Below are 15,016 nucleotides of genomic sequence, written 5' to 3'. Positions count from 1 at the left end.
TGCGGCGCAGTCCAGGCATTTGGGACGGCGCCCACCCACCTCGTAGAATCATCTGTTGGCTCCGGTTCACGTCCGCAACCCGTGCGACGACCCGGTCCCCTTGTGAGAGGACACCCATGAAGAAGGACATCCACCCCGACTACGTCGTGACCCAGGTGACCTGCACCTGCGGCGCCTCGTTCACCACCCGCAGCACCGCGACGTCCGGCTCGATCCACGCCGACGTGTGCTCGCAGTGCCACCCGTTCTACACCGGCAAGCAGAAGATCCTCGACACCGGCGGCCGCGTGGCCCGGTTCGAGGCCCGCTACGCCAAGGCTGCCCAGAAGTAGCTGCCTGACCGCGCCGGTCGTCCCGCCCTCCGGGTGGGCGACCGGCGTTCGTCATTTCATCCGCAGCGACCCAAGGAGTCCAGGTGTTCGAAGCCGTCGAGGGCATGCTCGCCGAGCACGCCGAGCTGGAGACCCGGCTCGCGCTCCCCGAGACCCATGCCGACGCGCGGCTGGCGCGCACCCTCAACCGGCGCTACGCCGAGCTCAACGCGATCATCGCGACCTGGCGCGAGTGGCAGCAGTACGGCGACGACGCCGAGGCCGCGCGCGAGCTCGCCGCCGACGACCCGGCCTTCGCCGACGAGGTCGACGAGCTGCTGGGCCAGCGCGAGGAGGCGGCCGAGCGGCTGCGCCGGCTGCTGGTCCCGCGCGACCCCGCCGACGACAAGGACGTGCTCCTCGAGGTGAAGTCGGGGGAGGGCGGCGAGGAGAGCGCGCTGTTCGCCGGCGACCTGCTGCGGATGTACAGCCGCTACGCCGAGCGCCGCGGCTGGAAGACCGAGATCCTCGACGCCACCGAGTCCGACCTGGGCGGCTACAAGTCGGTCACCGTCGCGGTGAAGTCGCCGGGCAGCACCGAGCCCGGCCAGACCCCCTACGCGCTGCTCAAGTTCGAGGGCGGCGTGCACCGGGTCCAGCGGGTGCCGGTGACCGAGTCGCAGGGCCGGATCCACACCAGCGCGGCCGGTGTCCTGGTGATGCCCGAGGCCGAGCAGGTCGACGTCGAGATCAACGACAACGACCTGCGCATCGACGTCTTCCGCTCCTCGGGCCCGGGCGGCCAGAGCGTCAACACGACCGACTCGGCGGTGCGGATCACCCACCTGCCGACCGGCATCGTGGTCAGCTGCCAGAACGAGAAGTCGCAGCTGCAGAACAAGGAGCAGGCGATGCGCATCCTGCGTGCCCGGCTGCTCCAGGCCGCCCAGGAGGCCGCCGACGCCGAGGCGAGCGACGCGCGCCGCAGCCAGGTCCGCACGGTCGACCGCTCCGAGCGGATCCGCACCTACAACTTCCCGGAGAACCGGATCTCCGACCACCGCACCGGCTACAAGGCCTACAACCTCGACCACGTCCTCGACGGCGACCTGCAGCCGCTGCTCGACTCGTGCGTCGAGACCGACATGGCCGCCCGCCTCGCCGCCCTCGAGGACTGACGTGAGCGCGGCACGAGAGCTCGTCCGGGAGGCCGCCGGCCGGCTGGGCGCGGCCGGCGTGGCCAGCCCCGACCACGACGCCGCCGAGCTGCTCGCCCACGTCCTCGGTACGACGCGCGGCGCGCTCCTGCTCGGCCCCGAGGTGGCCCCCGACCAGGCCCGCCGGTACGACGACCTGGTCGCCCGCCGTGCCGCCCGCGAGCCGCTCCAGCACCTGCTCGGGGTCGCCTGGTTCCGCCACGTCTCGGTCGAGGTGGGCCCCGGTGTCTTCGTCCCGCGCCCCGAGACCGAGCTGCTGGCCGGCTGGGCGATCGAGCACGCCGCGGCCCTCGTCGCGGCGGGGGAGAGCCCCGTGGTCGTCGACCTGTGCACCGGCTCGGGCGTGATCGCCAAGAGCATCGCCGACGAGGTGCCCCAGGCCCGGGTGCATGCGGTCGAGCTCGACCCGCCGGCCCACGCCTGGGCCGAGCGCAACCTGGCCGGGAGCGGCGTCGAGCTGCGCCTGGGCGACCTGGCCACGGCCTTCGAGGACCTCGCCGGGCAGGTCGACGTGCTGGTCAGCAACCCGCCGTACGTGCCGCTGGAGGCGTGGGAGTCGGTCGCCGTCGAGGCCCGTGACCACGACCCGCACCTGGCCCTGTTCTCGGGCGCCGACGGCCTGGACGCGATCCGCGTCCTCGACCGCCGCGGCGCCCTGCTGCTCAAGCCCGGGGGAGTGATCGGCATCGAGCACGCCGACGCCCAGGGAGAGGCGGCGCCGGCCGTGCTCAGCCGCAGCGGACGCTGGGAGGAGGTCCGCGACCACCGGGACCTCGCCGGGCGTCCGCGCTACCTGACGGCACGCCGCCCGCGATGACGACGACCACGGTGGGAGGATGGAGAGCGTGACTGCCGAGCGGTTCCCGACCCAGACCGACGAGGAGCGCGAGGCGGCGCTCGACGCCGCGAGCCGTGCCGTGCGGCGCGGACGCCTCGTCGTCCTCCCCACCGACACCGTCTACGGCGTCGGTGCCGACGCCTTCGACCCCGACGCGGTGGCCCGGCTGCTCGCGGCCAAGGGCCGCGGCCGCGAGATGCCGCCGCCGGTGCTCGTGGGCACCAAGGGCACCCTCGAGGCGCTCGCCGCCCGGGTGCCGGCCTACGTCGCCCCGCTGGTCGAGGCGTTCTGGCCCGGCGCGCTGACCCTGGTCCTGCACCAGCAGCCCTCGCTGCAGTGGGACCTGGGTGACACCCGGGGCACGGTCGCCGTACGGATGCCGGACCACGAGGTGGCCCGCGCCCTGCTCGACCGCACCGGCCCGCTCGCGGTGAGCTCGGCCAACCTCTCCGGCCAGCCGGCGGCGCTCGACGCCGACGCGGCGGCCGAGATGCTGGGGGAGTCGGTCGCGGTCATCGTCGACGGCGGCGCCTCGCCCGGCGGCGTCGCCTCGACCATCGTCGACGCGACCACCGAGCAGCCCCGCCTGCTGCGCCTGGGCGCGATCTCCGTCGCCGAGCTCGACGCCGTCCTGTCCGACCTCGAGCTGCGTGTGGAGACCGAGCCGACCGATGCGTGAGTACCTCGTCGTCTTCCTCGTCGCGGCGATCGTCACCTACCTGCTGACGGTCGTCGCCCGGGAGATCGCGATCCGCACCGGAGCGGTCGCCAAGGTCCGCGACCGCGACGTGCACGCCCAGCCGATCCCGTACCTCGGGGGGCTGGCGATGCTCGGCGGGCTCTGGGCGGCGTACTTCGTGGCCCGCCAGCTGCCCTTCCTCGGCTCCCAGAACCCGTTCTTCGAGGACGCGCTCTCGGTGCTCGTGGCCGGCTCGCTGATCTGTGCGGTCGGCGTGGTCGACGACATCTTCGACCTCGACGCGCTGACCAAGTTCGGCGGTCAGGTGCTCGCCGTGGGCTTCCTGGTCTACTCCGGCATCCAGTTCCGGTACTTCTACCAGGCCGAGGGCCAGGTCCTCACCCTCGACACCGCCCAGGGCGCCCTGCTCACCGCCCTGATCGTGGTGACCACGGTCAACGCCGTGAACTTCATCGACGGCCTCGACGGTCTCGCCGCCGGCGTGATCGGGATCAGCGCGTCCGCGCTCTTCCTCTTCTGCTACTCCCTGACCTACCTCAACGACGTCACCCGGGCGGTGACCGGCGCGCTCCTCGCGGCGGCGCTGGCCGGCGCGTGCGTCGGCTTCCTCGTGCACAACTTCCACCCGGCCCGCCTCTTCATGGGCGACAGCGGCTCGATGCTGCTGGGCCTGGTGCTCTCGGCCAGCGCGATCACGGTGACCACCCAGTTCGCCCCCGGTGACCTCACCCAGGGCGCGGACGGCGCCCGCTCCAGCCTGCTCCCCGTGCTGCTGCCGGTGGCGCTGCCGATCACCATCCTGATCGTGCCCCTGGGTGACCTGGTCCTGGCGGTGGTGCGAAGAACCCGGGCGGGGCGCTCCCCGTTCGCGCCCGACAAGCAGCACCTGCACCACCGGCTGCTCGAGATCGGCCACTCGCACCGCCGTGCGGTCATCATCATGTGGCTGTGGGCCGGGATGATCGCCTTCGGCGTCGTCGTCGCCTCCGTCTTCACCGGCCCGGTCGTGTGGTCGGTGCTCGGCGCGGCCGTGGCGCTCACGGTGGCTCTCACGTTCGCGCTGCCGCTCGTGCACAACCCGGCCGACCCCCAGGCCGACCCCGACCCGGCCGTCCAGGGCGAGCCAGGCGGGCCCGGCGACCCCACCGGCCCGGCCGTGAGCCCCGGCGCGCTCGCCGACCTGGCGGACGCCGTACGGGCCACTCCGGTGGCCTCCGCGAGCCCCGAGAACGGCGTCGCGAGCACCCCCGATTCGGAGCCCTCCGGCACTTTGTGATAACTTTCACGAACTCCCGGAGCACGCCTCCGGGGCCCGCCCGAGACGCACCCGAGCAGGACGGCCGCCAATGCTGACGACCGACACCAAGACACCCCCGGTGGTGCTGCGCGCGGCCACTGTGTCCGCGCTCGCCGCCGGTCTCGTCGTGGCCGTCGCCGCCGTCACCGCCGGCGGCAGCGCCGCTGCCGGAGCCGCTGTCGGGGGAGCGCTCGCGGTCGGCGTGCTGGCCTTCGGGGCCATCGCCGTCGACGCGGTCTCGCGCCTGATGCCGGCGGCCTCGCTGCTGTTCGCGCTGGTCACCTACACCTTCCAGGTGGTGCTCATGGCGCTCGTCTTCGTGGCGCTCAGCCGCTCGGGGATGCTCGACCACGAGCTCGACCGGGGCTGGCTCGGCGGCGCCATCATCGCCGGCGTCCTGGTGTGGACGGTCGTGCAGATCCGGCTCGCCACGACGGCCCGGATCCCGGCCTTCGAGAGCCCTGCCGTCGCCCGGCCCGAGGGCGGTGCGCGATGACCTCACGCGACTGCTATTGTCCGGGGCGCAATGAGTCAGCCCGAGGAGAAGCCCAAGGGCGATCCGTGGCATGCGTTCGGCTACATCACCGCCGGGGTCGCGTTCTACGGCCTGCTCGGCTGGCTCGCGGATCGGTGGCTCGGCACCGACTTCATCGTTGCGGTCGGGATCCTGTTCGGCGCTGCCCTCGGGATCTACCAGACCGCAGCACGGTTCCGGATCGATCCGCCCGAACCCCCGAACTCATCCGAGCAGGACAAGCTGAAGTGAACGCAGAGGAGACCTGGTGATCGCCGCGACCAGCGCCCCCACCGCCGAGGAGTTCCACGCTCCGGGGCCCGGCAACTTCGACCTTCCCGGCTTCTTCAGCATCGCCGACCAGGCGATCACGAAGCCCATGTTCCAGCTCGTGCTGGCCGCGGTCCTGGTCTTCGGCTTCTTCTACCTGGCGCTGCGCCGCGGGGCCCTGGTGCCCGGCAAGCTGCAGTTCGCCGGTGAGAGCGCCTACGGGATGGTCCGCAACAGCATCGGCCGCGACATCATCGGCAGCCACGACTTCGCCAAGTTCGTGCCGTACCTGGTCACGGTCTTCTTCTTCATCCTGGTCAACAACGCGTTCGCCAGCATCCCGATCATCCAGTTCCCGACCTTCTCGCGGGCCTCGATGGCCTACGCGCTGGCCGGTCTGAGCTGGATCGTCTACAACGCCGTCGGCATCAAGAAGCACGGTCTGGTCGGCTACCTCAAGCTCCAGTGCGTGCCGTCGGGCGTCAGCCCTGCGATGTACCCGCTGCTCGTGCCGCTGGAGTTCTTCTCCAACCTGCTCGTCCGCCCGGTCACGCTGGCCCTGCGTCTGTTCTGCAACATGTTCGCCGGCCACCTCCTGATCATGCTGTTCGCCACCGGCGGCCTGTACCTGATCAAGGACTACGGCGGCGGCATCGGCATCGTCTCCGGACTGGCCGCCTGGGTCCTCGCGATCGCCATCGGCTTCCTCGAGATCCTGGTCCAGTTCCTGCAGGCCTACGTCTTCACCCTGCTCAACGCGATGTACATCCAGGGCGCGCTCGCCGACGAGCACTGAGCACCCGCTCTCCCCGCCTGACCTCCTCCACCCCCACCCCACAGTTTTCCAACAAGGAAACAACCGAAAGGAACAAGCCGTGCTTCCTATGGCTATCAACGGCTCCGCCAACATGATCGGCTACGGCCTGGCCGCCATCGGCCCGGGTATCGGCATCGGTCTCATCTTCGCCGCCTACATCTCCGGCGTCGCCCGCCAGCCCGAGGCGCAGAGCCGCCTGCAGTCGATCGCGATCCTCGGCTTCGCGCTCGCCGAGGCGCTCGCCATCATCGGTATCGCGCTCGCCTTCGTGCTTTCTTGATCCTCCGACAGTTCGTCTGAAGGGCCTGCCACATGCAGACATTTCTGATCTCCGCCGCGGAGGAAGGCGACCACGGACCGCTCGCCTTCGTGCCTGTCGAGTTCGTGCTCTCGCTGGTCATCTTCGGCATCCTGTTCTTCCTGATCTGGAAGTTCGTCACGCCGAAGTTCGAGGCGACCTTCGCCGAGCGCACGCAGGCGATCGAGGGCGGCATCGCTGCGGCCGAGTCGAAGCAGGCCGAGGCCGACGCCAAGCTCGCCGAGCTCGAGCAGCAGCTCGCGGACGCCCGCCACGAGGCGGCGCGCATCCGTGAGGAGGCGCGTGAGCAGGGTGCTGCGATCGTGGCGGAGATGCGGGAGCAGGCCCAGGCCGAGTCCACGCGCATCCTCGACCACGGCAAGGCGCAGATCGAGGCGGAGCGCCAGCAGGCGGTCACCTCCCTGCGTGCCGAGGTCGGCTCGCTCGCGACGGGTCTCGCCGGTCGCATCGTCGGTGAGTCGCTCGAGGACGACGCGCGCCAGGCGCGGGTCGTGGAGCGCTTCCTCGCCGACCTCGAGGCCTCCGAGACCGCGGCGAAGGACGCCTGATGGTGTCCTTCCGCGGCGCCTCCGCCGAGGCGATGGCCACCCTCACCGACCAGCTCGGTGGGGTGGCTGAGGGATCGGCCGCCCGGGTGGCCGACGACCTCTTCGCCGCGGCGGCCGGCATCCGGTCCGAGGGCACGCTCCGGCGCTTCGTCACCGACCAGTCGGTGCCGGCGCAGGCGCGCGAGGGCGTCGTCCGCGACGTCTTCTCGGGCAAGGTCGACCCGGCCGCGCTGCAGGTCCTCGCGACCGCGGCCGGCCAGCGCTGGACCCGGGCCCGTGACCTCGCCGACGCGCTCGAGCAGCTCGGCGTCGTGGCGTCGGTCCGCTCGGTGGGCCTGCAGGCCTCGACCCTGGTCGACGAGCTGTTCGGGGTGCGCCAGCTGGTCACCGCGAACCACGACCTGCGCAACGCCCTCTCGGACCCGTCCCGAACGGTCGCCGACAAGGCGGGCCTGGTCGAGACGCTCCTGGGTGGTCGCACCCTGCCGGCCACGGTCCAGCTGACCCGCCAGGCGCTCTCCGGCTCCTACCGCACCGTGGTTGCGGCGCTGGAGGACTACGAGCGCACGGCGGCCCAGGTCAACGGCGAAGGGGTCGCGACGGTCCACGCCGCGCGACCGCTGGACCCCGCGGTCCAGCACCGCCTCGCTGCAGCACTGACCCAGCAGTACGGCCGCCCGGTGCACCTCAACGTCCTCGTCGACGCCACCGTCGTCGGCGGTCTCCGCGTCGAGATCGGCGATGACGTCATCGACGGCACGGTCGCCAGCCGCCTGGACGACGCTCGCCGCAAGATCGCCGGCTGACCCGGCACGGTTCGATCCGCACACCAGACTTCAGCAGCAGAAGAAGAGAGAAGGCACCAGAGATGACGGAACTCTCCATCCGTCCGGACGAGATCCGCGACGCCCTCGCCAAGTACGTCGCGGACTACCAGCCCGCGGCCGCCAGCAAGGAAGAGGTCGGCACCGTCGCCTCCGCCGGTGACGGCATCGCCCGCGTCAGCGGCCTGCCCTCGGCGATGGCCAACGAGCTCCTCGAGTTCGAGGACGGCACCCTCGGCCTCGCGCTGAACCTCGAGGACCGCGAGATCGGCGTCGTCATCCTCGGTGACTTCGACAAGATCGAGGAGGGCCAGACGGTCCGCCGTACCGGCGAGATCCTCTCGGTCCCCGTGGGCGAGGGCTACCTCGGCCGCGTGGTCGACCCGCTCGGCAAGCCGATCGACGGCCTCGGCGAGATCGCCACCGAGGGCCGCCGCGCCCTCGAGCTCCAGGCGCCCGGCGTCATGGCCCGCAAGTCGGTCCACGAGCCCCTCGCCACCGGCATCAAGGCCATCGACTCGATGACCCCGATCGGCCGTGGCCAGCGTCAGCTGATCATCGGCGACCGCGCCACCGGCAAGACCACGGTCGCGATCGACACGATCATCAACCAGAAGCAGAACTGGGAGTCGGGCGACCCGACCAAGCAGGTCCGCTGCATCTACGTCGCCATCGGCCAGAAGGGCTCGACCATCGCCTCCGTGCGTGGCGCCCTCGAGGAGGCCGGCGCCCTGGAGTACACCACGATCGTGGCGGCTCCGGCGTCCGACAGCGCGGGCTTCAAGTACCTCGCCCCCTACACCGGCTCGGCCATCGGCCAGCACTGGATGTACGCCGGCAAGCACGTCCTCATCGTGTTCGACGACCTGACCAAGCAGGCCGAGGCCTACCGCGCCGTGTCGCTGCTGCTGCGTCGTCCGCCGGGCCGCGAGGCCTACCCGGGTGACGTCTTCTACCTGCACTCGCGGCTGCTCGAGCGTTGCGCGAAGCTCTCCGACGAGCTCGGCGCGGGCTCGATGACCGGTCTGCCGATCATCGAGACCAAGGCCAACGACGTCTCGGCGTTCATCCCGACCAACGTCATCTCGATCACCGACGGCCAGATCTTCCTGCAGTCGGACCTGTTCGCGGCCAACCAGCGCCCGGCCATCGACGTCGGTATCTCCGTCTCCCGCGTCGGCGGCGCGGCGATGACCAAGGCGATGAAGGCCGTCACCGGCTCGCTCAAGGTCGACCTCGCGCAGTACCGCGCGATGGAGGCCTTCGCGATGTTCGCCTCCGACCTCGACGCCGCGTCCAAGCAGCAGCTGGCCCGCGGTCAGCGGCTGATGGCGCTCCTCAAGCAGCCGGCCTACTCGCCGTACCCGCTCGAGGAGATGACCGTCTCGCTGTGGCTCGGTACGTCGGGTCGCCTCGACGCCGTCGCCACCGGTGACGTGCTCCGCTTCGAGAGCGAGTTCCTCGACTACCTGCGCCGCTCGCACGAGGGCATCCTCGCCGCGATCCGCGAGACCCAGAAGTTCGAGGACGAGGACGGCCTCGCCGCCGCGTACGACTCCTTCCTGAACCAGTTCGAGACCTCCGAGGGGGGCAGCATCAAGGTCGGGCACGAGCCCGAGGCCGAGGCGCTGGCCGACGACGAGCTCGAGCAGGAGCAGATCGTCAAGCAGAAGCGGGGCTGACACATGGCCGTATCGCTGCGTGAGTACCGCGCGCGGATCAAGTCGACCGAGTCGATGAAGAAGATCACGCGTGCCATGGAGCTCATCGCTGCGTCCCGGATCATCAAGGCGCAGCAGCGGGCACAGGCGGCAGCGCCGTACGCCCGTGAGCTGACCCGCGCGGTGTCGGCGGTGGCGACGTTCTCGAACGTCGACCACCCGCTGACCCGCGAGGAGGAGAACCCGAAGCGGGCCGCGGTCCTGGTCATCACCAGCGACCGGGGTCTGGCGGGTGCCTACTCCTCGAGCGTCATCAAGGAGGTCGAGCGCCTCACCGAGCGCCTGCGCGACGAGGGCAAGGAGATCGACTTCTTCCTGGCCGGTCGCAAGGCCGAGGCGTACTTCAAGTTCCGCGGTCGCCCCTACGTGCAGGCCTGGACGGGCTTCTCCGACCAGCCGACCTACGACAAGGCGGCCGAGATCGGCGCGGCGCTGATCACGGCCTTCCTCAAGGAGCAGGGTGAGGAGGGCGACGTCGACGAGGTCCACGTCGTCTACACCCGCTTCCGCTCGATGCTCACCCAGGAGCCGACCGCGATCCGGCTGCTGCCGCTCGAGGTCGTCGAGGGCGAGGAGGCCCCCGAGGCCGACGAGCTGCTGCCGCTCTACGAGTTCGAGCCGTCCCCGGAGCAGGTGCTCGACGGACTGCTGCCGCAGTACGTCCAGAGCCGGATCTTCTTCAGCCTGCTGCAGGCGGCCGCTTCCGAGCTCGCCGCCCGCCAGAAGGCGATGAAGGCTGCGACGGACAACGCGGAGGAGCTGATCAAGAAGCTCACCCGGATCGCCAACCAGGCGCGCCAGGCGGGCATCACCCAGGAGATCAGCGAGATCGTCGGCGGCGTCAACGCGCTCGCCGATGCCCAGGCCGCCGCGAACGACTGACCCCACCAGAGAAAACACCTAACGGAGTAAGACATGACTGCAACGGTTGAAGAGACCACCGCCAGCGGTGCGGCCTCGGTGGGTCGGATCGCACGGGTCATCGGCCCGGTCGTGGACATCGAGTTCCCGACCGACGCGATGCCCGACATCTACAACAAGCTCGAGGCTGAGATCACCCTCGACGGCGAGACCTCGGTCCTGCCGCTCGAGGTGGCCCAGCACATCGGCGACGGCATGGTCCGCGCCATCTCCCTCAAGCCCACCGACGGCCTGGTCCGCGGCCAGAGCGTCTCCGACACGGGCAGCCCCATCTCGGTGCCCGTCGGCGACGTCACCCTCGGCAAGGTCTTCAACGCCACCGGTGACTTCCTCAACCTCGCCGAGGGCGAGACGGTCGAGGTCAACGAGCGCTGGGGCATCCACCGCAAGGCGCCGGCCTTCGACCAGCTGGAGTCGAAGACCCAGATGTTCGAGACGGGCATCAAGGTCATCGACCTGCTCGCGCCGTACGTGACCGGTGGAAAGATCGGTCTGTTCGGTGGTGCCGGCGTCGGCAAGACCGTGCTCATCCAGGAGATGATCGCGCGTGTTGCCAAGAACCACGGTGGTGTGTCGGTGTTCGCCGGTGTCGGCGAGCGCACCCGTGAGGGCAACGACCTCATCGTCGAGATGCAGGAGGCCGGCGTCTTCGACAAGGTCGCCCTGGTCTTCGGCCAGATGGACGAGCCGCCGGGCACGCGTCTTCGCGTCGCCCTGTCCGCGCTGACGATGGCGGAGTACTTCCGCGACGTCCAGGGCCAGGACGTGCTGCTGTTCATCGACAACATCTTCCGGTTCACCCAGGCGGGTTCCGAGGTGTCGACCCTGCTCGGCCGCATGCCGTCCGCTGTGGGCTACCAGCCCAACCTGGCTGACGAGATGGGCACGCTGCAGGAGCGGATCACCTCGACGCGCGGTCGCTCGATCACCTCGATGCAGGCGATCTACGTCCCCGCGGACGACTACACCGACCCGGCCCCGGCCGCGACCTTCGCGCACCTCGACGCGACGACCGAGCTCTCCCGTGAGATCGCGTCGCTGGGTATCTACCCGGCCGTCGACCCGCTGACCTCGACCTCGCGGATCCTCGACCCGCAGTACATCGGTCAGGCGCACTACGACTGCGCGATCCGCATCAAGCAGATCCTGCAGCGCAACAAGGAGCTCCAGGACATCATCGCGATCCTCGGTGTCGACGAGCTCTCCGAGGAAGACAAGATCATCGTCTCCCGCGCGCGTCGTATCCAGCGGTTCCTGTCGCAGAACACCTACGTCGCCAAGCAGTTCACCGGCATCGAGGGCTCGACCGTTCCCGTGGCCGAGACCATCGAGGCGTTCAACAAGATCGCCGACGGTGAGTACGACCACGTGGCCGAGCAGGCGTTCTTCATGTGCGGCGGTCTCGACGACGTCGAGCGCAACTGGGCCGAGATCCAGAAGAGCCTCTGATCATGGCCGAGTCCGCAGTCTCGACCCTGCACGTCGAGCTCGTCGCCGCCGACCGGACCGTGTGGTCCGGTGAGGCGTCGATGGTCATCGCGCGCACGCTCGAGGGAGACATCGGTGTGCTGCGTGGGCACGCGCCGACCCTGTCGCTGCTGTCGGCCTCCGTCGTCGAGGTCCAGGTCGAGGGCACCAACCAGCTGCTGGTGGCTGCCCTCGACGGCGGGTTCCTCTCGGTCGCCAACGACCGGGTGTCGATCCTCGCGGAGCGGATCGAGCGGGGCGAGGACATCGAGGTGTCCCAGGCCCAGGTCGACCTCGAGGAGGCCCGGCGCCTGCTCGACTCCAGCGACGAGGCGGAGCAGCGGGTCCGGCACGCCGAGGCCCGCATCCGCGCGGCGGAGAAGGTAAGCGGGAAGGTCTCGTAGTTCACAGATGACGTGGTGGGAGTGGCTGCTCGACGCGTGTGGCGCGCTCCTGCTCCTGTGTGTGCTGTACGGCGCCGGAGTCATCGTCCGGCGCCGTCTGCTCTCCCGCAACGGTGGCACGTTCGAGCTCAGCCACCGCTACCGGATGGACACGCCGGAGCGTGGGTGGGTGCTGGGCCTGGGCCGGTACTCCGGCGAGCGGCTGGAGTGGTTCCGGGTCTTCACGCTGTCGCGCAAGCCCAAGCGTTCGTGGCGTCGTGACGAGATCAAGTACGACGGCCGGCGCGAGCCGCTCGGTGCCGAGCAGGCCTCGCTGTACCCCGATCACCTCGTGATCCGCTGCCAGTCGCCGCAGGGACCGGTCGAGCTGGCCATGAGCGTGTCCTCGCTGACCGGCTTCCAGGCCTGGCTCGAGGCGCGCCCGCCCGGGACCGACTGGAACCGGGTCAAGGGCTCCGGCTCGTCGTAGCCTGGCTGCCGTGGAGCCCACCTGCGCCCAGGTCCAGCTGGCGTCGCGGACCGGACGCATCGTCCTGGCCGCCGCAACGCTCGGCTCCGCGATGGCGCTGCTCGACAGCACCGTCGTCAACGTGGCCCTGCGCCGCATCGGCGAGGACCTCGACGCCAGCCTCGGCGACCTCCAGTGGGTCTCGAACGGCTACCTGCTCAGCCTGGCCTCGCTGACCCTCCTCGGCGGCTCGCTGGGCGACCGCTTCGGCCGGCGCCGGATCTTCGTGCTCGGCGTGATCGGCTTCGCGCTGACCTCCGTGGCCTGCGGCCTGGCCCCGACCGCCCCGGTGCTCATCGCGGCCCGCGTCGCCCAGGGCGCCGCCGCCGCGATGCTCACCCCCGGCAGCCTGGCGATGATCCAGGGCACCTTCGCCCCCGAGGACCGGCCCCGCGCCATCGGCACCTGGTCCGGCCTGGGCAGCGTCGCCACCGCGGTCGGCCCGTTCCTGGGCGGCTGGCTCGTCCAGAGCGCCAGCTGGCGCTGGGTGTTCCTGATCAACCTGCCCCTCGCCGCCCTCACCCTCCTCGCCGCTCGCGCCGTCCCCGAGACCCGCGACCCGAGCGCCGTGCGCGGCTTCGACGTCGGCGGCGCCGTGCTCGGCTCGCTGGCCCTCGGCGGGATCACCTACGCCCTCATCGAGTGGACCGCCCTGCCCGGCGCCGCACTCGCCGCCCTGGTGATCGGCCTGGCCGCCGCCCTGCTCTTCGGCCTCAACGAGCGCCGCAGCCGGCACCCGATGCTGCCGCTCACCCTCTTCGCCTCGCGGCAGTTCTCGGCCGCCAACGCGATGACGCTGCTGACCTACGCGGCCCTGGGCGGGGTGCTCTTCTTCGTCGTGCTCCAGCTCCAGACCGTCTCCGGCTTCAGCCCGCTCGCCGCGGGCGTCGCCACCCTGCCGATCACCATCGTCATGGTCCTGCTGGCCGGCCGTGGTGGCGCGCTCGCCGCCCGGATCGGCCCGCGCCTGCCGATGACCTTCGGGCCGCTGCTCTGCGCCGTGGGCACGCTGCTGCTGGCGCGGGTGGGGGCGGACGTCGTCTACTGGCGCGACCTGGCCGGCCCGCTCACGGTGTTCGGGCTGGGCCTGGCGCTGCTCGTCGCGCCGCTCACGGCCGCCGTACTGGCTGCGGCGCCGGACCACCACGCCGGCGTCGCCTCCGGCATCAACAACGCCGTCGCCCGCGCCGGCTCCCTCCTCGCCGTCGCGGCGCTGCCGCTGCTCGTGGGGCTCTCGGGTGAGGACTACCAGGCGCCGGAGGCGTTCGGGGCCGGGTACCAGGCGGCGATGCTGTGGTGCGCGGCGCTGCTGGCTGCTGGGGGACTGCTGTCGTACCTGCTGATCCGCGACCCGGAGCGGGTCAGCGTCGTACCCGGACGGTGAGGGCGGGGGAGCGGACCGCGCTCAGGTCGGCGTTGCCGGTGAAGGTCGCGGTGAGCCGGTGCTTCCCCGGACGGTTCAGCCGGACCCGGAGCGCCCGGGTGCTCGCGCCGCTCGGCCCGAGCGTGAGCCGGCCGACCACCCGCCGCCCGTCCCGTACGACGACCCGGCCGGTGCGCGCGACCGTTCCGACCGCGCTGAGCCCCACCCGGACCTTGACCACGCCGCCCCGGCCGACCCGGCGCCGGTCGACCCGCTCGGCGAGCCCGGGCCGCTCCTTGGCGACCCGGTAGGTCGCGTCGGCGCTGACGGTCGGTGAGCCGGGGGCGCTCGGCGACCAGGTCGCGTGGAGCGCGTGGTCGCCGGCGGCGAGGGTGGCGGGCAGCTCGTAGACCCACCAGCCGTAGACGCTGTCGGGCCGGAAGGGCAGCGGTGCGCCGTCGAGGCTGAGACTCGCTCCGCCCAGCACGCTGTCGGTGCGGACCACGACCCGGTGGGTGGTCCCGACGGTGGCGCCGGCAGGTGCGTCGATGGCGATGGCCGGGTCGGGGAGGTTGATCCAGCCGTAGCGGGGCGTGGTGACCAGCGCGGCGCCGGCGTTCCAGTCGACCGTGCTCGTGCACGAGACGAAGAAGCCGACCTGGGCCCCGCGGTCGAAGCGGTCGTCCAGGTCGATGCTGGTGCCGAAGGCGCCCGCGGAGTTGGCGTTGGTCCAGTGGTCGAGGTTCACGTGACTGCTCGGCTTCGCCGTGTCCCAGACGTCGATGGAGATCGGGGACGAGGCGGGGCAGCCGCTGCCGAGGAAGCCCACCGTGCTGCGGGGCTCGTAGGGGCCGCTGGTGACGGCGAAGGTGGGGGTCGCGGCGCTGGCGGGCGCGATGCCGGCGACCGAGCCGGCTAGGGCGAGAGCGAGCACCGCGCCGAGGCGACGGGCCGGGTTCATGTCGCTCAGCGTGGCA

Annotated in this window: 18 protein-coding genes; 17 read left to right on the top strand and 1 reads right to left on the bottom strand. The window is 71.2% G+C overall.

Features of this window, described 5'->3' with window-relative positions:
• The first annotated feature begins 116 nt into the window (after nt 1–116).
• The 17 genes from rpmE (at nt 117) to CCO04_RS16990 (ending at nt 14,060) form a co-directional block, all read left to right on the top strand.
• Nucleotides 117–332, top strand: coding sequence for a 50S ribosomal protein L31 (rpmE, locus tag CCO04_RS17070; RefSeq protein ID WP_215815316.1), 216 nt, complete (start codon nt 117–119; stop codon nt 330–332).
• An 83-nt stretch (nt 333–415) separates the two neighbouring features.
• Nucleotides 416–1,489 (top strand): peptide chain release factor 1, encoded by a 1,074-nt coding sequence (gene prfA, locus CCO04_RS17065; protein ID WP_215815315.1) that lies wholly within the window; start codon nt 416–418, stop codon nt 1,487–1,489.
• Between the two features lies 1 nt (nt 1,490).
• Nucleotides 1,491–2,345 (top strand): peptide chain release factor N(5)-glutamine methyltransferase, encoded by an 855-nt coding sequence (prmC, locus tag CCO04_RS17060; RefSeq protein WP_215815314.1) that lies wholly within the window; start codon nt 1,491–1,493, stop codon nt 2,343–2,345.
• Between the two features lie 28 nt (nt 2,346–2,373).
• On the top strand, nt 2,374–3,045 hold the full coding sequence (locus tag CCO04_RS17055) for an L-threonylcarbamoyladenylate synthase (RefSeq protein WP_257750386.1): 672 nt from the start codon (nt 2,374–2,376) through the stop codon (nt 3,043–3,045).
• Entirely contained in the window at nt 3,038–4,342 is a 1,305-nt protein-coding gene (locus CCO04_RS17050) for a glycosyltransferase family 4 protein (RefSeq protein ID WP_215815312.1), read from the top strand. Before CCO04_RS17055 ends, CCO04_RS17050 begins: the two co-directional genes overlap by 8 nt.
• Nucleotides 4,343–4,412: 70 nt before the next feature.
• On the top strand, nt 4,413–4,859 hold the full coding sequence (locus CCO04_RS17045) for a hypothetical protein (protein ID WP_215815311.1): 447 nt from the start codon (nt 4,413–4,415) through the stop codon (nt 4,857–4,859).
• A 30-nt stretch (nt 4,860–4,889) separates the two neighbouring features.
• A complete protein-coding gene (locus CCO04_RS17040) occupies nt 4,890–5,129 on the top strand; it encodes an AtpZ/AtpI family protein (RefSeq protein ID WP_151581013.1) in 240 nt (79 codons plus the stop codon).
• Between the two features lie 16 nt (nt 5,130–5,145).
• A complete protein-coding gene (atpB, locus tag CCO04_RS17035; RefSeq protein ID WP_308281298.1) occupies nt 5,146–5,943 on the top strand; it encodes a F0F1 ATP synthase subunit A in 798 nt (265 codons plus the stop codon).
• 88 nt (nt 5,944–6,031) lie between these two features.
• Nucleotides 6,032–6,244 (top strand): ATP synthase F0 subunit C, encoded by a 213-nt coding sequence (atpE, locus tag CCO04_RS17030; protein ID WP_215815653.1) that lies wholly within the window; start codon nt 6,032–6,034, stop codon nt 6,242–6,244.
• Nucleotides 6,245–6,276: 32 nt separating this feature from the next.
• Nucleotides 6,277–6,831, top strand: a complete 555-nt coding sequence (locus tag CCO04_RS17025) for a F0F1 ATP synthase subunit B (RefSeq protein WP_215815310.1) — start codon at nt 6,277–6,279, stop codon at nt 6,829–6,831.
• Nucleotides 6,831–7,637 (top strand): F0F1 ATP synthase subunit delta, encoded by an 807-nt coding sequence (locus CCO04_RS17020; protein ID WP_215815309.1) that lies wholly within the window; start codon nt 6,831–6,833, stop codon nt 7,635–7,637. The genes CCO04_RS17025 and CCO04_RS17020 overlap by 1 nt, the downstream gene beginning before the upstream one ends.
• A 62-nt stretch (nt 7,638–7,699) precedes the next feature.
• Nucleotides 7,700–9,337 (top strand): F0F1 ATP synthase subunit alpha, encoded by a 1,638-nt coding sequence (gene atpA / locus CCO04_RS17015; protein ID WP_215815308.1) that lies wholly within the window; start codon nt 7,700–7,702, stop codon nt 9,335–9,337.
• 3 nt (nt 9,338–9,340) lie between these two features.
• Nucleotides 9,341–10,258, top strand: coding sequence for a F0F1 ATP synthase subunit gamma (locus tag CCO04_RS17010; RefSeq protein ID WP_215815307.1), 918 nt, complete (start codon nt 9,341–9,343; stop codon nt 10,256–10,258).
• Between the two features lie 33 nt (nt 10,259–10,291).
• The gene (gene atpD, locus CCO04_RS17005; protein ID WP_215815306.1) at nt 10,292–11,746 is read left to right on the top strand and encodes a F0F1 ATP synthase subunit beta; all 1,455 of its coding nucleotides are present in this window, start codon (nt 10,292–10,294) and stop codon (nt 11,744–11,746) included.
• Between the two features lie 2 nt (nt 11,747–11,748).
• The gene (locus tag CCO04_RS17000) at nt 11,749–12,168 is read left to right on the top strand and encodes a F0F1 ATP synthase subunit epsilon (protein ID WP_215815305.1); all 420 of its coding nucleotides are present in this window, start codon (nt 11,749–11,751) and stop codon (nt 12,166–12,168) included.
• Nucleotides 12,169–12,175: 7 nt separating this feature from the next.
• Nucleotides 12,176–12,637: a DUF2550 domain-containing protein gene (locus tag CCO04_RS16995; protein ID WP_215815304.1), complete on the top strand. Its 462-nt coding sequence runs from the start codon at nt 12,176–12,178 to the stop codon at nt 12,635–12,637.
• Nucleotides 12,638–12,647: 10 nt separating this feature from the next.
• Nucleotides 12,648–14,060, top strand: a complete 1,413-nt coding sequence (locus CCO04_RS16990; protein WP_308281296.1) for an MFS transporter — start codon at nt 12,648–12,650, stop codon at nt 14,058–14,060.
• Here the strand turns inward: CCO04_RS16990 and CCO04_RS16985 are convergent.
• Nucleotides 14,038–15,000, bottom strand: coding sequence for a hypothetical protein (locus tag CCO04_RS16985; protein ID WP_215815303.1), 963 nt, complete (start codon nt 14,998–15,000; stop codon nt 14,038–14,040). The two genes, CCO04_RS16990 and CCO04_RS16985, sit on opposite strands and share 23 nt — an antisense overlap.
• Nucleotides 15,001–15,016 lie beyond the last annotated feature (16 nt).

It is taken from the genome of Pimelobacter sp. 30-1 (genome assembly GCF_018831735.1).
GTDB lineage: Bacteria > Actinomycetota > Actinomycetes > Propionibacteriales > Nocardioidaceae > Nocardioides.
Note: the sequence above shows the minus strand (reverse complement) of the source record. Positions and strands in the feature narration are given on the sequence as shown.